Genomic DNA, 24,985 nt, shown 5'->3' on the forward strand with positions numbered 1-24,985 from the left:
GCAACTATTGAAACAGGAATTTATTAACCAAACATAAACAATTTTTGAGGAGGATTTATATTATGGGAGCTTTAGCAGCTGCAATCGCAGTCGGAATGGGTGCACTTGGTGCAGGTTTAGGTAATGGTATGATCGTTAGTCGCACAGTTGAGGGGATTGCCCGTCAACCAGAATTAAGAGGTCAGTTGCAGACAACGATGTTCATTGGTGTAGGTCTGGTTGAAGCGGTACCAATCATTGGTGTAGTTATCGCATTTATCGCCCTGTTCCAGTAATAAAAACAAAACATCCACTCAAATGGCGAAGCTGATCTTCATAGGGAACCTTCGCCGTTGTTTGTGATGTCACATAGTAAGTGATGAAACAAGATTCTTTTAATTGTACTGAAAGCATTCGGAAGGAGTGACTCGTGTGCATGAATTAGCTAGTATGACAACGCTCTATGCAGTCGGTCGACTAAACGTCGGAGACATGCTCGTTCAGCTTTTCGCTTTTATTGTTCTACTAATTCTCGTCGGCAAGTTTGCTTGGCGACCTGTAGTAGACATGATGAAAAAACGTGAAGATCATGTTGCCAGTGAAATAGATGCTGCTGAACAAAGCCGTGCAGATGCTGAGAAAGATCGTGCAGAAGCAGCAGAACAATTGAAACAAACGAGGCAAGAAGCTCAAAAAATTATTGAAGAAGCTAAAAATGCAGGTGTTAAACAGCAAAAGGACATTGTACTTTCTGCTAGACACGAAGCAGAGCGCATTAAACAGGCTGCTCAAGAAGAAATACAAAATGAAAAAGAAAAAGCACTCCAAGCATTACAGGATAAAGTTGCGTCACTGTCCGTCATGATTGCCAGCAAGGTAATTGAGAAGGAAATCAGTGCACAAGATCAAGAAAAACTCATTGAGGATTATATTAAAGAGGCAGGAGAAGAGCGATGAGTGTCACTGTTGCAGCAAAACGGTACGCAGATGCACTATATCAGCTCGGACTAGAAAAAAACACGTCTGATCAACTCGTGGAAGAATTTCAAGTTGTGAAGACGGTTTTTGAACAAAATGACCAACTACTACCCTTTTTTGAACATCCACGCTTGAGTCTTGATCAAAAAAAGCAATTTGTTGATGACGTGTTTACAAATGTATCTGCTGATGTCGTCAACACAATTAAACTGCTTGTAGAACGTCACCGCACCGATATCATATCATCCATGGTTGATCATTTTACACAGCAGGTCAATGAAGCAAAAGGCAAGGCAGAAGCAACGATATATTCCGTTCGCAAGCTGTCTGATGAAGAATTAACTCATTTGGAAAGAACATTTGCTAAAAAGTTTGGCAAACAATCGATCACCTTTCATACGGTTGTTGATCCTGCAATTCTTGGCGGCATTAAAGTCCAGATGGGTAACACGATAATTGATGGAACGATCAGTGGCAAGCTGCAGCGCATTGAACGCAGCATGAGACTTGCGAACAATTGAGGATAGGGGTGAAATGGTATGAGCATCAAGGCTGAAGAAATCAGTACTCTGATTAAGCAACAAATCGAAAATTACGATTCAGATATAGAAGTCAGCGATGTCGGCACAGTTATTGAAATTGGTGACGGGATTGCACGTGCTCATGGTCTAGATAATGCTATGGCCGGAGAATTACTTGAGTTTTCCAATGGTGTTATGGGTATGGCTCAAAACCTTGAAGAATCAAACGTAGGTATCGTTATCCTTGGCCCATACACAGACATCAAGGAAGGCGATGAAGTGCGTCGTACAGGACGCATTATGCAAGTACCAGTTGGGGAGGAACTGCTTGGACGCGTTGTTAATCCGTTAGGACAACCAGTTGATGGTAGAGGTCCTATTGAAACTTCTAAAACGCGTCCAATTGAAGCACCTGCTCCTGGTGTTATGGACCGTAAATCTGTTGATGAACCTTTACAGACAGGACTCAAAGCAATTGATGCCCTTGTACCAATCGGTCGTGGGCAGCGTGAGTTAATCATTGGTGACCGTCAGACAGGTAAAACAACTGTTGCGGTTGATACGATCTTGAACCAAAAAGGTCAAGATATGATTTGTATTTATGTAGCGATTGGACAGAAGGAATCGACTGTTCGTGGCACTGTTGAAACGTTCCGTCGTTATGGTGCACTTGATTATACAATCGTTGTTACTGCAAGTGCTTCTGAACCAGCTCCATTACAATACTTAGCACCTTATTCAGGCGTATCAATGGGTGAAGAGTTTATGTATAATGGCAAGCACGTGCTTGTTGTTTATGATGACTTGTCAAAACAGGCAGCAGCTTACCGTGAATTATCACTCTTGCTTCGTCGTCCACCAGGTCGTGAAGCTTTCCCTGGTGATGTATTTTACTTACACTCACGTCTGTTGGAACGTGCAGCAAAGTTAAGTGATGCTAAAGGTGGCGGCTCACTAACAGCTTTACCATTCGTTGAAACACAGGCGGGCGATATTTCTGCCTACATCCCAACGAACGTTATTTCGATTACAGATGGTCAGATTTTCTTACAGTCCGATCTATTTTTCTCTGGCGTACGACCAGCTATTAACCCGGGTCTTTCTGTATCTCGTGTTGGTGGTTCGGCTCAAATTAAAGCTATGAAAAAAGTAGCCGGTACATTACGTCTTGACCTCGCATCATTCCGTGAACTCGAAGCGTTTGCTCAGTTCGGTTCTGACTTGGATAAAGCAACACAGTCGAAGTTGAATCGTGGGGAGCGTACAGTCGAAGTTTTGAAGCAAGGGTTGCATGAACCACTCGCAGTCGAAAATCAGGTTATGATTATCTATGCATTGACAAAAGGTCATCTCGATGATATTGCCGTGCCGGATATTACTCGATTTGAAGCAGAGTTTCATGCGTGGCTTGGCGAAAACGCACAAGATTTGCTTGCATCTATTCGTGACACTGGTAAATTACCAGCAGACGAAGACATGGTTCAAGCAATTAACGGATTTAAGGAAACATTCCTGCCAACAGAAAATTAATGGCTCAATGATAGATTTTTTGATAAAAATGCTGGAGCAAGAGGTCACTCGGAGTGTTGGACGCTTCATCAGCGTCTCGACCTCACCTCATGCTTCCGGTATCTGACCTCTGTTCAGGAAGGGCGGTGAAACAGCTTGGCATCACTAAGAGAAATTAAAGGGCGTATCGATTCAACCCAAAAAACGAAACAAATTACGAGCGCAATGGAGATGGTCTCTGCTTCCAAAATGTCAAAGGCAGAGCAAAATGCACGCGCGTTTATCCCATATAGTGATAAGATTCAGGAAGTCGTTGCGAATATCGCGAGCAATTCCGATGCGACACACCCAATGCTGGAAAAACGTGCCGTGAAGAAAACAGGCTACTTGGTCATTACGTCTGATAAAGGGTTGGCTGGCCCTTATAATAGTAGTATTTTAAGGCACTTACTGCATACGATTGAAGACAGACATACGTCAACATCTGAATATACGATTATTGCAATCGGTCGTGTTGGCTATGACTTCTGCAGAAAGCGTAATATGCCAGTTGCCAAAAGCATTATTGGTCTCGATGATCAACCTAATTTTGCCGAAATTAAAGAAATTGCCTCAGAAACGGTACATATGTTCAGTGATGGAGAAATTGATGAATTGAATATTTTCTACAATCACTACGTAAGTGCCATATCACAAAAAGCAACAGAGAAGAAATTGTTGCCTATAACCAATATGCATGATGATGCAGCGAAAAGTGAATATGAATATGAACCGAATGAGGAAGACATTCTTGAAGTTCTATTACCACAATATGCCGAAAGTTTAATATACGGTGCATTGTTGGACGGAAAAGCGAGTGAGCATGCTGCACGAATGACCGCTATGCGTAGTGCGACAGACAATGCGAACGAACTGATAGATGCATTAACATTGTCCTATAACCGTGCCCGTCAAGCAGCCATTACGCAGGAAATCACCGAAATTATCGGTGGCGTCGCTGCACTCGAATAGTTTCGTGTTATTTCCGATAGTCAGTGAGGAGGGAAATTGATGTCGAAAGGACATATTACTCAAGTCATGGGACCTGTTGTCGACGTGAAGTTTGATGACAGCAATCTCCCTGACATTTATAATGCTTTAACAATTAAGACTGATGCTGGTTCCGAAGTTGATATCGAACTTACTTTAGAAGTTGCCCTACACCTTGGTGACAACTCAGTACGTGCCATCGCTATGAATTCCACTGACGGACTTCAGCGTGGTATGGAAGTCACTGACACTGGCAGCCCAATTTCTGTGCCAGTAGGTGAAGTCACTTTAAGTCGCGTATTTAACGTTTTAGGTGAAAGCATCGACCTTGATGAACCATTACCTGAAAACATTCAAAAAGAACCTATTCACCGTGATGCACCAGCATTTGAAGACTTATCAACAGAAACACAAATTCTTGAAACAGGAATTAAAGTTGTTGATTTGCTTGCACCATATATTAAAGGTGGAAAGATTGGCCTATTTGGTGGTGCGGGTGTTGGTAAAACCGTACTTATTCAGGAATTGATCAACAACATCGCTCAGGAGCACGGTGGTATTTCTGTATTTGCCGGTGTTGGTGAGCGTACACGTGAAGGTAACGACTTATATTATGAAATGAAAGACTCCGGTGTTATCGAAAAAACAGCAATGGTGTTCGGTCAGATGAACGAACCACCTGGTGCCCGTATGCGTGTAGCATTAACAGGGCTAACAATGGCTGAATATTTCCGTGATGACCAAGGTGCTGACGTACTCTTGTTCATTGATAACATTTTCCGTTTCACACAGGCTGGTATGGAAATTTCTGCGTTGCTAGGCCGTATGCCATCAGCTGTTGGGTATCAACCAACACTTGCAACTGAAATGGGACAGCTTCAGGAACGTATTACATCAACAAATAAAGGCTCTGTTACATCAATTCAGGCCATTTACGTACCTGCCGATGACTATACAGACCCGGCTCCTGCAACAACATTTGCGCACCTTGATGCGACAACAAACTTGGATCGTAAATTGTCTGAGCAAGGTATTTATCCTGCTGTGGATCCACTTGCATCAACATCTCGTGCCCTTGACCCGGAAATTGTCGGTGAAGAGCATTATGCAGTAGCAAACGAAGTGCAAATGACACTTCAGCGTTACCGCGAGTTGCAAGATATTATCGCTATTTTAGGTATGGATGAGCTTTCTGATGAAGACAAAAAGACGGTTGCACGTGCAAGACGTATTCAGTTCTTCCTGTCACAGAACTTCCACGTGGCAGAACAATTTACAGGTCAGCCTGGTTCATACGTACCAGTTAGCGAAACAGTAAAAGGGTTTAAAGAAATTCTAGAAGGTAAGTATGATGATCTTCCAGAAGATGCCTTCCGTCTCGTTGGACGTATTGAAGAGGTTGTTGAAAAAGCACAAGGTATGGAACAGTAATATAACCTGTTTCATGCTTTATATGAACGACCAGTCTAAGGAGGGGTTTCATTGAAAACACTGACGGTGAGTGTTGTTACTCCTGATGGCCCGGTGTTGGAAGATCAATATGAAATGATCAGTTGTAAAGCAGAAAGTGGCGAATTAGGTATTTTACCAGGACATATTCCGATGGTTGCCCCATTGGCAATTAGTTCAATTCGTCTAAAACGAGACAACGATCAAGATATGGTTGCAGTTAGTGGCGGGTTTTTGGAGGTTCATAAAGACAAAGTTACTGTTTTGGCTCAGTCAGCTGAGCTTCCAAAAGAGATTGACGTCGAGCGTGCCGAGCGTGCAAAAGAGCGTGCCGAACGACGTCTACAGTCAAAACAAGACAACATCGACTTCCACAGGGCAGAAATGGCACTCAAACGTGCACTCAATCGATTGGACATCATCGGCTAAACGTATTTAATTTTGGCTGTTAAAAGCTGATATTTAGCTTAGTTTGGCGTTGTTGACGTCAATATGAGTCCATCATATATGTACCGATACACCACCCAAAAATGTTGCGAAAACAATATTTTTGGGTGGTTTTGATTAGGAGAATTATTGCAGCATGTATGAGACTGTTTAAATATGCCGTTATAAATAAGGAGACACAATCTGTCGATATTTCCCGGGAAATGAAGTGTTATTTTGTCACATTCGACGACATTGCTTCAATTATTTCGTATTCAAAGTCGGATTTTCTAGCTTAATGACATAAGGTACCATTGATTGACAAAGAGATAAAACAGTGGCAGAGTATCTATAGATATAAAAAACGATAACGTATATAAGGTGTGGTTTTGTGGATTCAATTGGAACGTTGGCACTAACAGGTTTACTTTCCCATATGATCTTTATTATAATAACTTGGCGTATCCTCCAAGTCATTAACTTTGAACCTCTACTGAGAAAAGGTCGTGGCACTGAAGCACGATTACTTCTACTGTTTCTCTCAATTGTGATTGGAACAGGAATAAGTCGTTTCTTTTTAGATGTTTTACAGTGGTCTCAAGACCTGCAATATTTACTTTAATTTATTTTAAGCCGTTTATAGCATCTCTTGCTTTAAACGGCTTTTTTTCTGAGCTTTTATGATGTCCTAAAAATGCTTGTAATCAAGTCGAAGCATCCCCGTGAGGACTTGATAAACACGCTTTTAATTGTGCCTTCCTAGTAGAAATCCTATTAATCTATTAAATGATGTATGATCAAGGTCTATTCGGTTAATAATGGGGACAACAAACCGATGAACTAGGGGGAATTGTCTCATGAGGAAGATTGTCGAATCCTGTCTAATGGTTAGCTTGATCATTTTGCCAATCCAAGCAACTGCTGCTATAAATACGTCAGACCCACTTGTTACGCTTGCACAATTTACAAAAGAAGAGCTGGGTGAAGTTGAAAAGTGGGAAGTTACGATGAAAGAAAAGCAACCGCGTGCTGATTTGAAAAAACTTCTAGACACAATCAAACAAAATGATCATAATGTCACTGTTGAAAAAACAAAAAACGCGGTATACTATAAATGGACAAATACACATCCAAAGCAATTTAATAAGGCTTCATTTAAAATCATTATTCCAACTAATCATGCGTATGATGCAGAGCTAATTGTAGCTATTTCAGGTAATTCGTGGAATGATGACGTCGAAGAAGCTTATCTTGCTGATATACGTCACATAAATGAAAACTACTTTACAAAAAATGTCTCTGTGTTTGCTTGTCTGACGACTAAAGAACGTGATATACTAAGTGATATGTATGTGGAGCAGGTTCTAAAAGAAAAGCTGAACTTGACATACATAACTGAGCAAACTGATGTTATACAACAAGGACAAACGAATACGTTCTACGGTTATACAAACATGTTGACGAACCAGATTGATTTAATGGACAAACCAATGAATGTTCAGTTGGTTGTTCATGATGTTTCAAATGATGGGCAACGGCAGAAATTGACTTTAGGCACACCCATCCTCATAAATGAATACTAATATAGAGAAATCGCATTTGAAGGAGAATTTAAATATGGATAAAATCATCGTAAGAGGCGGGAGGCAGCTTAATGGTACTGTTCGAATTGAAGGCGCCAAAAACGCAGTACTTCCGGTTATAGCTGCAAGTATTCTTCCAAGCCAAGGCAAAAGTGTCATTAAAGATGTTCCTGATCTGGCTGATGTTTATACAATTAACGAAGTCATCCGAAATTTGAATGCAGATGTGCAATTTATTAACGATACAATTACAGTTGATGCGACGAGCTCATTAAAAACAGAAGCCCCTTTTGAGTTTGTCCGTAAAATGCGTGCATCCGTCCTCGTTCTTGGACCGCTTTTGGCGCGACACGGGCATGCTAAGGTTGCTATGCCAGGAGGGTGTGCGATTGGATCACGTCCAATTGACTTACACTTGAAAGGTTTCGAAGCGATGGGTGCCTCTGTCCATGTCGGTAATGGGTTTGTTGAAGCCCGAGTACCAAACCGACTCAAGGGTGCCAAAATTTATCTTGATATGCCAAGTGTAGGTGCAACGGAAAATATTATGATGGCTGCTACCCTAGCAGAAGGACGAACAGTTCTTGAAAATTGTGCCAAGGAACCAGAAATTGTTGACTTAGCTAACTTTTTAAATAAAATGGGTGCTAAAGTTGTTGGCGCAGGTACTGAAACGATCAAAATTGATGGTGTTGAAAGTTTGAGTGGGGTCGAGCATGCCATTATTCCAGACCGTGTTGAAGCAGGGACGTTCATGGTTGCTGCTGCAATTACGAACGGAAATGTTCTCATTAATAACATCGAGCGAGAGCATTTAAGATCGGTCGTATCCAAACTAGAAGAAATGGGCGTTACAATTCGTGAAGAAAATGAAGGACTACGTGTTATAGGTCCTGAGCATATTAAGGCAACAGATATAAAAACATTACCTCATCCTGGCTTTCCGACAGATATGCAGGCACAAATGATGGCGCTGATGCTTTATGCCGAAGGGACGAGTGTCATAACTGAGACTGTATTCGAAAATCGCTTTATGCATGTAGAAGAGTTTAGACGAATGAATGCACAGATGAAGATAGAAGGTAGAAGTGTTATTATCGAGGGACCGAGTCGTTTGCAAGGTGCTGAAGTTGCTGCGACTGATTTACGTGCAGCGGCAGCCTTGATTTTAGCTGGCTTACGCGCCGATGGTTTAACGCGCGTCACACACTTACAGCATCTTGATCGCGGTTATGTAAACTTTACTGGAAAATTAGCACAACTTGGCGCTGATATCGAACGCGTTGATGAAAATGGTGATGTTGTGGAAACACAAACACAATCACCTGTGCTTGATGGGCAAGTTGTTGCAGAAATGAAAACACGATAAAGACGTATTCTATAATTTCTTGTATGAGAATTTAATGTAAAATAAATCTTACAAAAGATGCCTGCACCACTTATCGTTAAAAACGCTGATTGGTTAAGAGGGGTGTCCTTTTGTACAGTGCCTAATAAAAGAACCGCACACATACAGTATGCTTGCCGTATGTGTGCGGTTCTTTTGGTGTTTTGTTTACAATACATAAGTTGGAAAAGCTGAGCATACCTATGAACAAGCAGCGAAATATGATGATGTAACATCATCGTAAGGAGGTGGGGCATATTTGCTAAAATATATATTGAAGCGTCTTACCATCATGGGTGTCACACTTTGGATTATTATCACTTTAACATTTGTTCTAATGGTTAGTGTACCCGGTTCCCCCTTTAATGATCAGGATCGCAATACAAACGACATTGTTCAAGAAAACTTGGAGCGGCATTATAACCTCGATAAACCATACATCATCCAATATTTCCTTTATTTAAAATCGATTATAACCTTCGACTTCGGCCCTTCAATTAAACAATCCAATCATACCGTTAATGATTTGCTCAGTAGAGGGTTTCCCATTTCTTTTGAACTTGGAATGGTATCCATTGTTATTGCTGTTATATCGGGGGTTATTCTTGGGATATTTGCTGCCTTAAAACATAATGGCATCATTGACTATGCTGCTATGACGATCGCGGTTCTCGGGATCTCTATTCCGAATTTTGTTCTTGCGACATTGCTTATTCAAAAATTCGCCGTTGATTCGAATATGCTTCCTACAGCGCGTTGGGAAAGTGTCGCTCATATGATACTGCCTATTATTGCTCTTGCAACAGGACCTATGGCGATCATTGCCAGACTCACACGGTCTACTATGCTTGAGGTTTTAACACAGGATTACATTAAAATGGCGCGAGCAAAAGGACTATCCCCATGGAAGATTATCGTTAAGCATGCACTGAAAAATGCCCTCATGCCGGTTGTTACCATTATGGGTACACTCCTAGCGGGCATTCTGACGGGTACGTTCGTAATTGAGAAGATTTTTGCGATTCCTGGCATGGGGCGCTACTTCATCGAAAGCATTAATCATCGTGATTATCCAGTTATTATGGGTACGACCGTATTTTACAGCGCATTTCTCATATGTATGCTATTTCTCGTTGATATTGCATACGGACTCCTTGACCCACGTATTAAAATTCATAAACATGATGGTGATCGCCCATGAAGCAGTCGAAATATCAATCGACATATGATCCTAAGCACGTGCCAGATCGTTGGTTTGCCTGGCAAAAGCAAGACGGGCAATCAGCCGAAACCGTTTCAAGACCATCGCTGTCTTATTGGAAGGATGCGTGGCGCCGTCTATTGAAAAACAAGCTTGCTATGGCTGGGCTCATGTTCTTAATACTTCTTTGTGTTCTGGCAATTATTGGACCAATGCTCACGCCTTATTCTGTTAAGGAAACGTCTTTACCAAATCAATTTCAACCGCCATCTTATGAGCATTGGTTTGGAACGGACAATCTCGGGCGTGATGTGTTTACGCGAACGTGGTATGGCGCTCGGATTTCTTTGTTTGTGGGGATTATGGCTGCACTCATTGACTTTTTCATTGGGGTTATATATGGCGGAATTGCTGGTTATAAAGGCGGTCGCACAGATAATATTATGATGCGCATTATAGAAGTGTTGTATGGACTACCTTATTTACTCGTCGTTATTTTATTGCTCGTCGTGCTGGGGCCTAGTTTGTTAACGATTATTATTGCCTTGTCTGTAACCGGATGGGTCGGAATGGCTCGAATTGTGCGCGGGCAAGTCTTGCAACTAAAAAACAATGAGTTCGTACTCGCCTCTCGGTCGTTCGGTGCGAAAACACCACGTATTATTCGAAAAAATCTTCTTCCGAATACTATGGGACCTATTATCGTACAGATGACGTTAACGGTTCCAAGCGCAATTTTTGCAGAAGCATTTTTAAGCTTCATTGGCTTAGGTATACAAGCCCCTTATGCGAGCTGGGGTGTTATGGCAAATGATGCCCTCGGAGCCATTTTATCAGGGTATTGGTGGACATTGTTTTTCCCAGCATTTTTTATCTCATTTACAATGTTTGCGTTTAATGTGTTAGGTGATGGATTACAGGATGCGCTTGATCCGAAACTGAGAAAGTAGGTGCTCACGTCATGAATATACTTGAAGTCAATCATTTACATGTGTCTTTCTCGACGTACGGGGGTACTGTGGAGGCCGTTAGAGGTATTAATCTCCAATTAGAAAAAGGTGAAACACTAGCGATCGTTGGTGAATCAGGATGCGGAAAAAGTGTGACAGCAAATGCCATTATGCGACTCATTCCACAGCCGCCTGGACGCATTACCGACGGAAGTATTCTATTTAAAGGTCAAAATCTTGTGGATCAGTCCGAGCGCACGATGCGTCATATTCGTGGTCGTGACATATCAATGATCTTTCAAGATCCAATGACAGCATTAAATCCGACGCTAACGATTGGTACGCAATTAATGGAGGGTCTCAAGCAGCACAAGGCCGTATCTAAGGAGGAAGCACGTCAAAAAGCGCTTGATATGTTACGGCTTGTTGGCATACCGAATCCGAAAGAACGGCTCACTCAATATCCACATCAGTTTAGTGGTGGTATGCGTCAGCGTGTTGTGATTGCAATGGCGTTGATTTGTGAACCAGAAATTCTTATTGCAGATGAACCAACAACGGCCTTGGATGTGACCATTCAAGCCCAAATTATTGAATTGTTTGAGCGCATTCAACGTGAAACAGGCGTGGCGATCATATTAATTACGCATGACCTCGGAGTTGTTGCCAAAGTAGCCGATCGTATTGCCGTTATGTATGCGGGACAAATCATTGAAAAGGGTACAAAACGGGATATTTTTTATCATGCAGAGCACCCTTACACGCTCGGATTGCTGAAATCAGTTCCACGACTAGATATTAAGGAAGCACGTCTGACGCCAATAGACGGCACACCACCGGATTTATTTTCACCACCAAAGGGATGTTCGTTCGCACCGAGATGCCCGTATGCAATGGAGGTGTGTCATGAGGTACCACCTATACAAACAGAACTTGAACAGAACCATCATGTTTATTGCTGGCTCCAGGATAAAAGGGGAAAAGCGTTAATGGCTCAAACAGCCACTAAAAAATGAAGGGGGACATAGTCATGTTAAAAAAATGGGTCTTATTAGTTGTATTTGGCGTGATACTGCTAGGTTTAACGGTTGCTTGTACCGCGACAGACGATTCAGAGTTAGAGAATGATGCGTCTAATCAAGCTGGAGAGGATGAAAACGGAGCGAATCATGAGGGGAATAATGATTCAGCTGATGAAAAGGTGCTTCGAATCAATAATGGGAATGAACCGACATCATTTAATCCACCAAAGGGATTTGACTCTGTATCCTATAGTCCATTAAACAATTTGCTGGAAGGTTTAACGAGACTTGGAGAAGATCATACGCCACAGCCAGCAATGGCGGAAAAGTGGGACATCTCTGAGGACGGTACAACATATACATTCACCATTCGAAGTGATGCAAATTGGTCAAATGGTGATCCTGTAACAGCAGATGACTTTGTGTATGCTTGGACAGCATTACTTGATCCAGAAAAAGGCTTCCCTTCTGCCTTTCTAGGATATTTTATAAAAGGAGGAGAAGCATTTAATAGTGGTGAAGGATCTGCTGATGATTTAGGCCTTCAGGCGTTAGACGATAAAACCTTCGAAGTAACACTTGAGGCGCCGGCAGGGTTTTTCCTTAACCTCGTGACCAATCCAGCATTTTTCCCGGTTAATCATCAAGTCGCAAAAGAGAATCCGGATTGGCACGCTGAGGCTGATACGTTTGTTGCAAATGGCCCATTCAAGCTCCAATCTTGGGAGCATGATAATGAATTTGTTATGGTTAAAAATGATCGCTATTGGGATAAAGCGGCTGTTAACCTCGACGAAATACGTTGGTATATGGTGAATGAAACGACGACGGAATATCAAATGTTCGATAATGGAGAGCTAGATATGGCTTCAATTCCATCTGAAATGTCTGATCAGCTCATCAACAATGACAATGTTCAAATTGAAGATCAGGGTGGACTTGAATTTTTCCGGTTTAATTTACAAAAAGAACCGTTTCAAAATAAAAAAATCCGAAAAGCATTTGCATTTGCTGTTGATAAACAGCAAATTGCTGAATATGTCGTGAAAAATAAAGCAAAACCAGCGTTCGGTTTTGTTTCACCTGGGTTCCAATCACCAGAAGGGACGGACTTTCGTGAAGCCAACGGAGATCTCGTTCCGTTTGCACCAGATGAAGCCAAGAAATTGCTAGAAGAAGGCATGGCAGAAGAAGGCTATGATGAGCTTCCAGAGGTTGTTCTCTCTTATAATACGAGTGAAACACATAAGTCTGTTGCAGAAGCGATTCAGAGTATGTATAACGAGCATTTGGGGCTTGATGTGACACTGGAGAACAAGGAATGGCAAGTGTTTTCCGAAGAGCAAAAAGCGCTAGAACTGCAGTTATCACGAAGTTCATTTTTGTTTGATTATGCAGATCCAGTAAACTTTTTGGAAAGCTTTATTACAGATTCATCAATGAATCGGACTGGTTATTCTAATGCTGAATACAATGATTTGATTGAACAAGCCAAAACTGAACCGGAAGAAGAAAAACGCTGGGCGCATATGTATGAGGCCGAGAAAATGCTCGCTGAGAATATGCCAATATTTCCGATACGATACTATAATCAAGTATCGATCCAAAATCCTGATTTAACAGGCGTATTGCGTCATCCAGTAGGTTATTTGGAATTAAAGCATGCGGATATCAAGCAATAATTGTACGCCAACTTAATTTGGTTATGCCGCGTAAAAGAGCAGAAGGCAAGGGAGAATGTGTCATGACGAGACCGATGTTACAAGTGAATGCATTGAAAAAACATTTTCGTGTTGGTAAGAAAGATGTCCTCCAAGCCGTTAATGATGTGACGTTTTCTGTTGATACAGGCGAAACCCTCGGTCTTGTTGGAGAATCGGGGTGTGGGAAGTCAACCGTTGGGCGGACGATCATGGGGTTGTATGAACGTACGAGTGGTGAGGTCGTTTATAATGGGCAGCGGGTTCATGAATTGTCCGCAAAAGACCAGACCATTTTTCATCGCAGCTTGCAAATGATTTTCCAGGATCCGTATGCATCGCTGAACCCACGCTCAACGGTTAGGGAGATTATAGCAGAGCCGATGATCATTCATAAAATGACCATGACAAAAGCCGAACGACTAGAGCGTGTAATTCAGCTACTTGAGGAAGTTGGTTTGAATCGAGATCATGCCAATCGTTATCCACATGAATTTAGTGGTGGACAACGACAGCGAATAGGTATTGCCCGGGCACTTGCGCTTAATCCGGATTTTATAATAGCAGATGAACCGATTTCAGCGCTTGACGTATCTGTTCAAGCTCAAGTTGTAAATTTATTGCAACAACTACAACAGGAAAAACAACTCACATTTCTATTTATTGCTCATGATTTGTCTATGGTGAAGCATATCTCTGATCGAATCGGTGTGATGTATCTCGGGCATCTCGTTGAATTAACCGAAAGTCGCCACCTTTATGAACAACCGCGTCACCCTTATACACAAGCGCTTTTATCAGCGATACCGATTCCAGATCCTGATATTGAAAAAGAACGTGAGCGGATTATTCTTCAAGGCGACTTGCCAAGCCCAATCAATCCCCCGAGCGGTTGTGTATTTAGAACACGTTGCCCAGCGGCTATGGACATATGCAGTGTTCAAAAGCCAATATTCCGTGAGGTAGAACCTGGCCACCATGTTGCCTGTCACTTATATGAATAAGGCATATCGCTCTAAATGGGCGTTCTGTACAGCGCAGTACAGAACGCTTTTTTACGTTTTAATACTCCGAATTACAATTGGATCATTTAATCGTTTAAATTTCTGGCTTCTAATGCCAACTTAATCATATCGTCATAAAAATGCGTTCTATTTTTGCCTGTCCTTGTATATGAATATTAGTAGGGATAATAGAGAAACCGAATCGTTCAATCACCCATGTTGAACAGATTCGGTATATTAAAGTAATCTTAAAGGAGGTATCCGATGCCAAAACCGTACAAACCAAAAATAAAGTCGAAAACATGGCCGAAAAAACACCATAAAGTGAAGCAGCTTCAAAAACATTCTCATAGCCGTCCTCTTGCTAAGGGGCCAAAAAAATGGTCGAATCAGCAATCTTTGAAGCTTGCTAGCGTGTTTTTATTTGCAAGCTTAATGGCTATTATTCTCATTGTCCCGACATTAATCGTCATCCCATTTATGGATTCAGGACCACCACAGACGACAGCTGATGAACAAACAGAACCGATACAATTGTTAGATGGTGATTCACATTTATCAGTGAGTGTAATGCGGAATCAATCAAAAGAAATTGAAGAGATTCCATTAGAGCAATACGTGGCAGGAGTCGTTTCTGCAGAAATGCCAGCAGAGTTCGAAGTTGAAGCGTTAAAAGCTCAAGCACTTGCAGCTCGAACATATATTGTCAACCATCTTCTTCATCAAACAAATGAAGAAAACGCTAATATTACCGATACCGTAGATCATCAAGTGTACAAAAGTGATACAGAGCTTCGTGAACGCTGGGGAAAAGATTACAATTGGAAAATGCGTCGCATACAAGAAGCAGTCGCTGCGACAAAGGGCGAAGTTCTCACTTATGATGATGTTACCATTACACCTGCTTTCTTCTCAACGAGTAACGGGTACACAGAGAACTCAGAAGACTACTGGGAAAATGAGCTTCCGTATTTAAGGAGTGTCGCGAGTCCTTGGGATAAAGCATCTCCAAAATTTCTTGATCAAAAAATTTTCACACTTCAAGAGGTTGAATCAGCATTAGGTATTACGATACCGAATGACGGCAGTATGCAAATGACGATTACACGGACTGAAAGCGGTCGTGTTGAAACACTTAATTTAGGGGCTGTCGATTTTTCAGGGAGAACGATCCGAGAAAAGCTCGGATTGCGATCAAGTGATTTTTCTATTAAACAAAAAAATAATCATTTCATATTTACGACAAAAGGATATGGTCATGGCATTGGAATGAGTCAATATGGTGCAAATGGTATGGCGAAGGAAGGAAAGTCTTATCGTGACATTATTCAATACTATTACAAAGGGGTTGATATTAATCTACTAAGTGAAACGGCACCTACACTTGTCATGTCAGACCAGGAGCGCTCCAAACAATAAGTTAAATAGTTAAAAGCTATGTTAATCTTGTCGCATGTAACCATCTTACTGCGGCAAGATTTTTTTGACTTAAACCTTATACATTCTAGGTTTGAGGGGCGAGTTGAATATATATAGAAATATTTTCCTTTTTATGTATATAATCATTTCTTTTTGATCAGAATGGTTGTTGAGGTGATAACATATGAAGGAAGAACACAATTCAAAGTCCAAATGGACACGTATCTTTCGTAAAAAGTGGTTTTTTCCGGCTGTTTATCTAACAGTAGCTGCATTACTCTTAACGGGTGTTGTCTGGTATCAGAATCTCGACAATCAGATGCCTGGTTTGAATGATGACGAAGACGATATTGCAGACAACTATGTACCGGATCCATTTGACGAAGATGCAGACCCTGTCGTTGACCAGGATGAAATCATCCGAATGCCTGTATCTGAAGATGATCAAGCAGAAATCGTAACTAAATTTTATGATTACAACGCAGAAGAAGCGGATCGACAACAAGCGTTGATCCATCACAACAACAGCTGGTATCAAAGTACAGGTATTGACATTGCAACAAGTGCAGGTGAGTCGTTTGACGTTATGGCATCTTTAAGCGGTACGGTAGAAGGTGTGAAGCAAGATCCGTTGCTTGGTAACGTCGTCACTTTATCACATGGAAATGATGTCAAAACTTATTATGCAAGCTTAGATGACGTCAGTGTTAAAAAAGGTGACAAGCTTGAGCAGGGAGCAGTAATCGGTACAGCGGGTAAAAATTTATTTGGTAAAGAAAATGGCATTCACGTACATTTCGAGCTGCATAAAGGTGAGCAAAAGCTCAATCCAGAAGCATACTTTAATCAGCCGGTCAGTAAAATGGATGTCACACAATCAGATGAAACGGAGTCAGATGATGATACAGAAGCTTCTAGTACGAACGACTCTATGCCCGATACTTCTGATGATGTCGATGATGAACCTGACAATGAAGACAACGATGCAGAATAACTGAGGGATACCATCGATCATTATTATCCACATGATGTTCCCATAATCTACTCCAGCCGATAGAGCTGGAGTTATTTTTTTGTCAGAAGTTGTTGTTATACAAATGAAAAACGTAGTGAAGTTGACCCAATCCCACAACCAGACTAGATCTTTAGAACCATGAATAATGTCGAAAGAATTAAGGTAAATGTCGAACGATTATAGGTCTCTAGTCTGGTTAAGTATGGTACAATTACAATTGTGTGAATTAAGCATCAGATTATACCCACTTGACGTTTACATAGTGCCAGACGATGCGAGCTGGCTTCTTCGCTTTATTGTTTACACAACTTGTGACACCTGAGCCACTTCACAATAAATCCTCATAAATCATTTTTTGAAAGGAGATTGACGTATGGAATCTTCCCGGCCGATTCTAGATGATCCGTTAACGGCCAATGAACATCTCACGTTAGAAATGGTGATGTTTTTATTAACGACACAGCACTCTAAGGGAAAAGCAAATGAGCTGTTACGGCAATATTGCTTACAGTCACCAATTGCTGATGTTCAGAAAAAGGGAATGGAATTTCTCTATATGAACGGCTATACAGATGATTTACAGAAGCTTATACATAAGAATAAGACATCGAATGATCGATCAAAGCAGGAATGGTCAGAAGTTTATCAGTTTATGCTGGATCGTGACCAGCAGCATACGTACCCACTAAAAACGGTCATGCATCGGCTCAATGCAATTCGTACTTCAGAGCCGGAGCTTCAATGCTTATTAAAGTTTGCCCATATATCGATTAGCATGGATTCAGGTGATTACGAGTGTGTCGGTCACTTACTGCAACAACAACATGAGCTTGTTGAAAAAATATCGGATCGAATGTTAATGAATTTTTTTAAAACCCGTTTGTATACAAGCCTTTTTATGTACTATTGGCGAAGGAATGAGTTAATTATCGCCCGTAAGTTTGCTTTTCGAGCGCTCAATCAATCGACAAATTCACGTACAAAAATCGCCCTTCATGTGAACTTAGGCCTTACGTATTTGTTTGATACGTATGAGCAAGGGATGTATCATATGCGGGAAGCGTTAAAGCTAGCAAGAACGTATAAGCATTATGATTTAGAAGCTATCATTAACGAACAGAACATCCCCTTTTTAGCAGCTGAATTCGGTATTTCTGATCAAATCCAAACACAAGACAAAAGTGAACAAGCGCATTTAGCAATGGCTAACGGACATTATGACAAAGCCGAGCGTATTTTAAGCTCCGTTCCTATCAATACCCCTTTTCGATTGTATTATTTAGGGGTCGTTACACAAAATCGCCAATTGCTGTTACAGTCGTACAGTCATTTTATTGAAAAGAATAGTGATTATTTCTTTAGTCGTCTCCCTCTCAGAGCCATGCAGAAGATACATGATTAAAAACTGGTACCCCCTAAACAAGGATGTTTGGGGGGGGTTTTCATATACGCACTTATCTTTAAGAACAGACCATAACCCCTTCAATTTGTCTTCAACCCTTGTCCTTTTAGGCAGAAGCCTTAATTTTAATCATATTTCCTCTACTTTGATAATAAAATGTTACAAATCAATCCATCTTTAATGTCTGAGGTGAGATCATGTGTGGCTTACATGATAGCATGTGATGTCGTAGTTATTACAACACTGTGCAGATAAAAGAATCCTACTTTAATTGTTATACATATCTTTGTCATTCTTATTTTGACTTTCATTATTGGAAGGAGATACGTGCCGTCAGTCGCAGGCGTCCGTATAGACCTTCTAACTATAAAAATCGTCCCTTTTAGCACTACACTCAACCGCATAAATAATTTTAACAAGCCATATGAAAATGTATCACCTTGTCTCGATTCACACCTCGGAAATATCCAACTTAGGGAGGCGAACGGTGTGCACGATTACATCAAAGAAAGAACGATCAAGATAGGGAGGCAAGTCGTGGAGACGAGGAAAACCGTCCGTACGATTGCAAAAGAATTCGGTGTTTCCAAGAGCACGGTTCATAAAGATTTAACCGAACGATTGCCTGAAATCAATCCTGATCTGGCAAATGAGGTAAAAGAAGTGTTGAATTACCACAAATCGATCAGACATATAAGAGGAGGAGAAGCAACGAGGAAGAAGTACAAAGTTAAAACGACACAGGCGAGCTCAATTAAAGGAAAGACGGCAGCTCCCTCTTCAGATCGAGGCGTTAAGCCTGTAGGTTAACCCCACAATTTTTATCCCATATTGGCTTTCTTTAGCGAGCTTGAGTCATACTATGGAATTTCACTCTAAAGATGCGTCATATAGAACATAAGCTCAGGGAATATGCGGACTCCTATAACCAGAAAGGGCTCGTAATTATATTTCCGTAACGTGTCTTGTTGTTCAGAGGTTCTTTAGTTGAAATTCCGTGTGCCAGGCTCGTTTTTTGTTGTGTTCTTCAAGCAATACGATAATCTGATGAAGAGCTGGTACCTATAAAAAAGCAAAGAAACTCTAAACTTTTTTTGTTCTTTGCAGTTAAGCGTTGAATTTTGTGGTAAAATAGATTATTAGTAGAAGTATGCACGAAATGAGTCATAATTTGAAAACTGGGAGGTTTGCCTAAAGATGTTTTCTAGGGATATTGGAATAGACCTTGGGACAGCAAATGTGCTGATCCATGTTAAGGGTAAAGGCATCATTTTAAATGAGCCTGCTGTTGTTGCGATGGATCGTAACACAGGAAAGGTTCTTGAGGTGGGAGAAGCCGCACGTCGTATGGTTGGCCGTACGCCTGGTAATATTGAGGCGGTTCGCCCATTAAAAGATGGTGTTATTGCCGACTTTGACATAACAGAAGCAATGCTTAAGCATTTTATAAATAAAATAAATGTGCGTGGATTTTTAACAAAACCACGGATGCTTATTTGCTGTCCAACGAATATAACAAAAGTAGAACAAAAAGCGATTAAAGAAGCGGCAGAAAAATCAGGCGGTAAAAAGATTTATTTAGAAGAAGAACCGAAAGTCGCTGCAATAGGTTCAGGGATGGAAATATACCAGCCAAGCGGCAATATGGTCGTAGATATCGGTGGTGGAACAACGGATGTAGCCGTTTTATCAATGGGTGACATTGTTACATCTGAATCCGTCAAAATGGCTGGAGATAAGTTTGATATTGAAATTCTTCAGCATATTAAGCGGAAATATAAATTACTCATAGGCGAGCGAACGGCTGAAGATATTAAGATTAATGTTGCGACTGTCTATCCAGGTGCTCGTCATGAAGAGATGGACATTCGTGGTCGTGATCTCGTAACGGGTCTCCCGCGTACAATCACAATTTACTCTGAGGAAATTGAGGAAGCACTTCGTGAATCAGTTGCTTTAATTACCCAAGGCGCTAAATCAGTCTTAGAACGGACCCCACCTGAGTTGTCGGCAGATATTATTGACCGTGGTGTTATTTTAACGGGTGGTGGCGCGTTGATCCACGGTATTGACCAATTGCTCGCGGATGAGTTGAAGGTGCCAGTTTTACTTGCTGAAGAACCAATGAATTGTGTTGCAAAAGGAACAGGTATTATGCTCGAGAACATTGATAAAATTGACCGCAAAGGTATCGTATAAACGATAACCGGTCTTGTAAGAGGTCTAGCATATTCAATAAGTCAGCAATCATAACAGAAGGACCTTGTAAAAGGAGCGTGGACAAATGTTAAGAGGGTTTCATACCGTAGCAAGTGGCATGTATGCTCAGCAGAGACGACAAGAGACGTTAGCCAACAATATTACGAACGCACAAACACCAGGCTACAAAGCAGACGACGCTGCATTAAGAGCATTTCCGGAGATGCTTACATATCACATGGGGAGTCAAACCTTACCGACAACAAGACAATTTAAGCTGCCAATTCAACAACCAATCGGGTCTTTTAATACGGGTGTTTATGTCCAGGAAACGATTCCGAATCACCAACAAGGAGATATTCGCGAAACGAATCTGTCAACAGATCTCGCTCTTGTGAATGGAACGTTGTTAGACGAGACGGGCAGCTTGTTTTTCACGGTGCAAAATGAAGCTGGTGACGTTCGCTATACACGAAATGGTAATTTTACTGTTGATCAAGCTGGCTTTTTAACGACATCAGAAGGCTATTACGTTTTAGATAATAACGGCAATTCAATCCAAACGGGCGGCATGGACTTTTCTGTCTCTGAAAATGGTGTACTTGAAGCCAATGGGATAGCTGCTCAACTCGGAGTTGCTTATGCTGCGAATGTGAACGAGCTCGTAAAAGAAGGAAATGACTTGTTTCAAGGAGATGCAGGGGAGGTTCCAGCTGGAACGACGTTTTCCATTCAGCAGGGTGCACTAGAACGTTCGAATGTTGATTCGTTACAAATGATGACTGAGATGATGGAATCATATCGTCTGTTTGAAACGAATCAACGGGTGTTAAAAGCATATGATGAAAGTATGGGAAAAGCCGTGAGTGATATCGGTCGGATTGGCTAAGGAGGATGACATATGTCACGAACAATGATTCAAGCAGCGGTAACGATGAAGCAGCTTCAACAAAAACTTGATGTGATCGGTCATAATATGGCGAACAGCCAGACGACAGGGTACAAGCATCGTCAAGCGGAATTTTCTTCATTGTTATTTCAACAAATGAACAATATGAGCGATCCTGCTAATGCCCAAGGTCGCTCTACACCTGATGGTATAAGGATTGGTAGTGGTGCTAAGCTTGGAGGAATTAACATTGATTTGTCGCCAGGTGCAATTAAAGAAACAGAACGCGCCCTTGACATCGCCCTTTTAGAAAAAAACCATCTATTACAGTACACTGTTACTGAAAATGGCGTAACAGAAACGCGTTACACGCGAGATGGTGCGTTATATTTAAGTCCTAATGCAACGAACACGTCTATGTTATTGACAACAAAAGATGGACATCCGGTAATTGGTGAAAACGGACCAATTGAAATTGCGGCTGGTTTTGATGATATTTCTATAGCTCCGAATGGACAAATTACTGTTTCAAGACAAGGTGTCGTAGAAAATGTAGGGGCGCTTTCCGTTGTAGAGGCCGTGCGTCCACGGTTACTTGAGGCAACAGGCGAAAACGGCTTTCGCTTGCCTAATGACAATAATCTTGGTTACAATCCAGCAGAAGTGTTGCAGGCTGTCGATGCAACAGGCGATCTTGTGAGAAGTGGCTCTTTGGAGCATTCTAATGTTGACATGGGTAAGCAAATGACCGATCTTGTTATGACACAACGTGCCTATCAATTTAACGCTCGAACCATTTCAATGACAGATCAAATGTCTGGTCTTATTAATCAGTTAAGGTAAGATCGCTACCAATATATACATGTTTTATCTCGATGAACAGAAAAGCAATTCCTGACTTAACCAATTTTTACGTAAGAAGGAGAAACACATGATGTCAAATCATACCGATTCAAATGAAATGAGTAGGCGAACACAGCACATACAGTCTGAAACAGAACAGACTGAAACACATACTGACAAAACGGATGCTTCAGCAAAGACACGAAAGACGTTACGTCAAAAAGAATCTGATTCGCTTCAGGTGTCTCATCCTTCTTCGCGTAAAGAACGTAAAAAACAGAAGAAAAAGCAAAAGGAAGAGAAACGGAAGAACAAGCGACCGATCAGGCGTATTATACCTATATGGTTACGTATTTTGATCGTCCTTTTGCTCATTGCTGTTGCGCTTATATCAGGCCTTGCTGTCGGATATGGTGTTATTGGTGATGGGGTCGTTAAAGATGTGCTCAATTGGGAAACGTGGCAGCACATTCGTGATATTGTTAATAAAGAATAGGTATATCGCGTCAAAGGAGGCATACAATAGTGGATGTTGAACAAATTAAGCAAATCATTCCGCATCGTTATCCATTTTTACTCGTTGATAAGGTTTTAGAAGTAGAAGAAGGAGAACGTGTCGTTGCATTAAAAAACGTAACAGTCAATGAGCCATTCTTTCAAGGGCATTTTCCTGACTATCCAGTTATGCCTGGTGTTCTCATCGTTGAGGCGCTTGCCCAAACAGGTGCAATTGCCGTCCTAGGTCGTGAAGAAAACAAAGGTAAGATTGGTTTTCTCGCTGGAATTGATAAATGTCGTTTTAAACGTCAGGTCAAGCCAGGTGATCAATTGCAGCTAGAAGTGGAAATCACGCGCTTAAAAGGACCTATTGGTAAAGGTAGAGGTAAGGCGACAGTGAATGGCGAAATTGCCTGTGAGGCGGATATTATGTTTGCGATTCAATAAACGGATACGTTAAGTGAAGCTGTAGACGTTCAATCTAAATCAGGTTGAGCGTCTTTTGTCGTTCCCCATTGAGGAACAATATTTATGATAAATTTCCTTGAAAAAAAGGGTATCTATCTGCTTGTGTTGGTTAAACTACACGTGATACCGAATTAAATCAAGGAGGAATATAAATGAAAAGAAAATGGATGTTAAAATTATTTGTTCCATTTATGGCACTGGCATTTGTAACAGCTTGCGGCAACGACAATGATATGGATCCACTTGATGATGATAATGCACCAATGGATCAGAATGACAACGGAGATATGAATGACAACAACAATGATATGTTGGATGACAATGAAGATGGCGACATGAATAACGATAATCAAGACAATAACAATAATGGTACAGACGGAGATATGAACAACAATAATAACAATAATGACATGAATAACAATAACGAGTAATTGATAAAAGAGCTGACATCATCATATAGGTCAGCTCTTTTATCTAAATCCAGAAGTGTGTGGACCTTTATGTATATTAAAGTGAAATGTGGATGAAGCTTTGAAAAAGAGAGAGTGCGCAGGCTTACTCTCTTTCAACACGATTTTCATCTGCTTATACGGAAACATCGATCTGTTTACCAAGATCAGGATGCGGCGCAGGTGTACCAGACTGCTGAAGCATATCAATGAGTTGATTGCCTTGTTGCTCCATTAAGCTTTTTGTACGATTCATAATTAGAACACCAGCATCAGCTTTAACGTGTTGATTAGCCATCATAACAGATAGTGCTGCAATATCCATCGAAATCCCTCCAAAACATATGTGGACTGTTTACTCATGAAAATACCTTCATAAAAATACGATATATTCATCTTAACATAGTATGATTGTGCATTTCGATAAAACCGAAATAAAAGGATTTTATTTGAAATATATTTTATATATAGTAAAATTTAATTAGTTAAAATTAACACACCATTGTTCTATGCTCCAAAATCAATGAAAGAGTTGTGAATAGATGGCACAGTATGGATATTTGATTTCTCGAAATACGAAAGCAATTCTCGCCCATGATTCACCTTATTATAAGGCGCGTATTTTTGAAAGGGAAGAACCAGAAAACGTCATTAAATCCCCTCAAGTCATTTTAGAAGAAAATTGTATTATTTACGGCTCCTCACTACATGGGCGTCGTGAGTCTGTCAAAAAGCTACTTGGTCTTAAATATAAAGTCCCCATTCCCGTAGATCCAAAAAAAGACGTCTTCTTTTTCCCAACAGCTGCTTCCCGAAATAAAGACTGTGTGTGGCTCGCTTACTATCAAATTCAAAATTTCCGTGAAGAAGGTGATCGTTTAAAGGTTCAATTTTTAGACGGCACCTGTCTTTTAATCAACGTATCGTTACATGCTTTTAGCCAGCAGTACTTAAAAACGGCTCAAGTCATAACAATGATGAGTCGCCCCAGCTTCTACGATCATACCCAACCCTTCACATCTGTTAAGCTCGATCTACTCTCTTTTTTTCGAAAAAAATACTGAC

At 41.0% G+C, this 24,985-nt stretch carries 27 protein-coding genes; 26 read left to right on the forward strand and 1 reads right to left on the reverse strand.

The annotated features are described in order from the left end of the window. Positions 1–62 precede the first annotated feature (62 nt). The 25 genes from atpE (at position 63) to HPC67_RS05375 (ending at position 23,902) form a co-directional block, all read left to right on the forward strand. On the forward strand, positions 63–275 hold the full coding sequence (gene atpE / locus HPC67_RS05255) for a F0F1 ATP synthase subunit C (RefSeq protein ID WP_217586410.1): 213 nt from the start codon (positions 63–65) through the stop codon (positions 273–275). Positions 276–429: 154 nt separating this feature from the next. Beyond that, on the forward strand, positions 430–936 hold the full coding sequence (gene atpF / locus HPC67_RS05260) for a F0F1 ATP synthase subunit B (RefSeq protein ID WP_217586616.1): 507 nt from the start codon (positions 430–432) through the stop codon (positions 934–936). After that, a complete protein-coding gene (locus HPC67_RS05265) occupies positions 933–1,478 on the forward strand; it encodes a F0F1 ATP synthase subunit delta (RefSeq protein ID WP_217586411.1) in 546 nt (181 codons plus the stop codon). The genes atpF and HPC67_RS05265 overlap by 4 nt, the downstream gene beginning before the upstream one ends. Before the next feature lie 18 nt (positions 1,479–1,496). After that, on the forward strand, positions 1,497–3,008 hold the full coding sequence (atpA, locus tag HPC67_RS05270) for a F0F1 ATP synthase subunit alpha (RefSeq protein WP_217586412.1): 1,512 nt from the start codon (positions 1,497–1,499) through the stop codon (positions 3,006–3,008). Between the two features lie 135 nt (positions 3,009–3,143). Then, the gene (gene atpG, locus HPC67_RS05275) at positions 3,144–3,998 is read left to right on the forward strand and encodes an ATP synthase F1 subunit gamma (RefSeq protein WP_217586413.1); all 855 of its coding nucleotides are present in this window, start codon (positions 3,144–3,146) and stop codon (positions 3,996–3,998) included. Between the two features lie 39 nt (positions 3,999–4,037). Further along, positions 4,038–5,447: a F0F1 ATP synthase subunit beta gene (gene atpD, locus HPC67_RS05280; RefSeq protein ID WP_217586414.1), complete on the forward strand. Its 1,410-nt coding sequence runs from the start codon at positions 4,038–4,040 to the stop codon at positions 5,445–5,447. A gap of 51 nt (positions 5,448–5,498) precedes the next feature. After that, the gene (locus tag HPC67_RS05285) at positions 5,499–5,894 is read left to right on the forward strand and encodes a F0F1 ATP synthase subunit epsilon (RefSeq protein WP_217586415.1); all 396 of its coding nucleotides are present in this window, start codon (positions 5,499–5,501) and stop codon (positions 5,892–5,894) included. Between the two features lie 388 nt (positions 5,895–6,282). Further along, on the forward strand, positions 6,283–6,513 hold the full coding sequence (locus HPC67_RS05290) for a DUF1146 family protein (RefSeq protein ID WP_343327812.1): 231 nt from the start codon (positions 6,283–6,285) through the stop codon (positions 6,511–6,513). Between the two features lie 235 nt (positions 6,514–6,748). Continuing rightward, positions 6,749–7,474: a YwmB family TATA-box binding protein gene (locus HPC67_RS05295; RefSeq protein ID WP_217586416.1), complete on the forward strand. Its 726-nt coding sequence runs from the start codon at positions 6,749–6,751 to the stop codon at positions 7,472–7,474. A gap of 34 nt (positions 7,475–7,508) precedes the next feature. Next, complete coding sequence (murA, locus tag HPC67_RS05300; protein WP_217586417.1) at positions 7,509–8,843, forward strand: UDP-N-acetylglucosamine 1-carboxyvinyltransferase; 1,335 nt, start codon at positions 7,509–7,511, stop codon at positions 8,841–8,843. 277 nt (positions 8,844–9,120) lie between these two features. After that, positions 9,121–10,062 carry an ABC transporter permease gene (locus tag HPC67_RS05305; protein WP_217586418.1) on the forward strand — a complete coding sequence of 314 codons (942 nt, stop codon included), beginning with the start codon at positions 9,121–9,123 and terminating at the stop codon, positions 10,060–10,062. Continuing rightward, entirely contained in the window at positions 10,059–11,012 is a 954-nt protein-coding gene (locus HPC67_RS05310; RefSeq protein WP_217586419.1) for an ABC transporter permease, read from the forward strand. The genes HPC67_RS05305 and HPC67_RS05310 overlap by 4 nt, the downstream gene beginning before the upstream one ends. A gap of 11 nt (positions 11,013–11,023) precedes the next feature. Then, on the forward strand, positions 11,024–12,028 hold the full coding sequence (locus HPC67_RS05315) for an ABC transporter ATP-binding protein (RefSeq protein WP_217586420.1): 1,005 nt from the start codon (positions 11,024–11,026) through the stop codon (positions 12,026–12,028). Between the two features lie 14 nt (positions 12,029–12,042). After that, positions 12,043–13,716: a peptide ABC transporter substrate-binding protein gene (locus HPC67_RS05320; RefSeq protein WP_217586421.1), complete on the forward strand. Its 1,674-nt coding sequence runs from the start codon at positions 12,043–12,045 to the stop codon at positions 13,714–13,716. A gap of 62 nt (positions 13,717–13,778) precedes the next feature. Further along, complete coding sequence (locus HPC67_RS05325) at positions 13,779–14,738, forward strand: ABC transporter ATP-binding protein (RefSeq protein ID WP_217586422.1); 960 nt, start codon at positions 13,779–13,781, stop codon at positions 14,736–14,738. Positions 14,739–15,002: 264 nt separating this feature from the next. Continuing rightward, positions 15,003–16,157 (forward strand): stage II sporulation protein D, encoded by a 1,155-nt coding sequence (spoIID, locus tag HPC67_RS05330; RefSeq protein ID WP_217586423.1) that lies wholly within the window; start codon positions 15,003–15,005, stop codon positions 16,155–16,157. Positions 16,158–16,341: 184 nt separating this feature from the next. After that, positions 16,342–17,151: a stage II sporulation protein SpoIIQ gene (gene spoIIQ, locus HPC67_RS05335; protein WP_217586424.1), complete on the forward strand. Its 810-nt coding sequence runs from the start codon at positions 16,342–16,344 to the stop codon at positions 17,149–17,151. Positions 17,152–17,545: 394 nt separating this feature from the next. Next, complete coding sequence (locus HPC67_RS05340) at positions 17,546–18,574, forward strand: AimR family lysis-lysogeny pheromone receptor (RefSeq protein WP_217586425.1); 1,029 nt, start codon at positions 17,546–17,548, stop codon at positions 18,572–18,574. Between the two features lie 489 nt (positions 18,575–19,063). After that, the gene (spoIIID, locus tag HPC67_RS05345; protein ID WP_217586426.1) at positions 19,064–19,384 is read left to right on the forward strand and encodes a sporulation transcriptional regulator SpoIIID; all 321 of its coding nucleotides are present in this window, start codon (positions 19,064–19,066) and stop codon (positions 19,382–19,384) included. Positions 19,385–19,771: 387 nt separating this feature from the next. Next, positions 19,772–20,773, forward strand: a complete 1,002-nt coding sequence (gene mreB / locus HPC67_RS05350) for a rod shape-determining protein (RefSeq protein ID WP_217586427.1) — start codon at positions 19,772–19,774, stop codon at positions 20,771–20,773. Between the two features lie 85 nt (positions 20,774–20,858). After that, the gene (locus HPC67_RS05355) at positions 20,859–21,662 is read left to right on the forward strand and encodes a flagellar hook-basal body protein (RefSeq protein ID WP_217586428.1); all 804 of its coding nucleotides are present in this window, start codon (positions 20,859–20,861) and stop codon (positions 21,660–21,662) included. A gap of 12 nt (positions 21,663–21,674) precedes the next feature. Then, complete coding sequence (locus HPC67_RS05360) at positions 21,675–22,505, forward strand: flagellar hook-basal body protein (protein WP_217586429.1); 831 nt, start codon at positions 21,675–21,677, stop codon at positions 22,503–22,505. Positions 22,506–22,593: 88 nt separating this feature from the next. After that, complete coding sequence (locus HPC67_RS05365; RefSeq protein WP_343327813.1) at positions 22,594–23,001, forward strand: DNA-directed RNA polymerase subunit beta; 408 nt, start codon at positions 22,594–22,596, stop codon at positions 22,999–23,001. A gap of 26 nt (positions 23,002–23,027) precedes the next feature. After that, positions 23,028–23,450 (forward strand): 3-hydroxyacyl-ACP dehydratase FabZ, encoded by a 423-nt coding sequence (gene fabZ / locus HPC67_RS05370; protein WP_217586619.1) that lies wholly within the window; start codon positions 23,028–23,030, stop codon positions 23,448–23,450. Between the two features lie 173 nt (positions 23,451–23,623). Next, positions 23,624–23,902 carry a hypothetical protein gene (locus tag HPC67_RS05375; RefSeq protein WP_217586430.1) on the forward strand — a complete coding sequence of 93 codons (279 nt, stop codon included), beginning with the start codon at positions 23,624–23,626 and terminating at the stop codon, positions 23,900–23,902. Between the two features lie 154 nt (positions 23,903–24,056). Here HPC67_RS05375 and HPC67_RS05380 read toward each other — a convergent pair whose 3' ends face one another. Then, on the reverse strand, positions 24,057–24,245 hold the full coding sequence (locus HPC67_RS05380; RefSeq protein ID WP_217586431.1) for a YjfB family protein: 189 nt from the start codon (positions 24,243–24,245) through the stop codon (positions 24,057–24,059). A gap of 217 nt (positions 24,246–24,462) precedes the next feature. Here HPC67_RS05380 and HPC67_RS05385 point away from each other — a divergent pair, with 217 nt between their 5' ends. Continuing rightward, positions 24,463–24,984, forward strand: coding sequence for a competence protein ComK (locus tag HPC67_RS05385; RefSeq protein ID WP_217586432.1), 522 nt, complete (start codon positions 24,463–24,465; stop codon positions 24,982–24,984). Position 24,985 lies beyond the last annotated feature (1 nt).

The sequence above is a fragment of the Lentibacillus saliphilus genome (assembly GCF_019093865.1).
Classification (GTDB): domain Bacteria; phylum Bacillota; class Bacilli; order Bacillales; family Amphibacillaceae; genus Lentibacillus_B; species Lentibacillus_B saliphilus.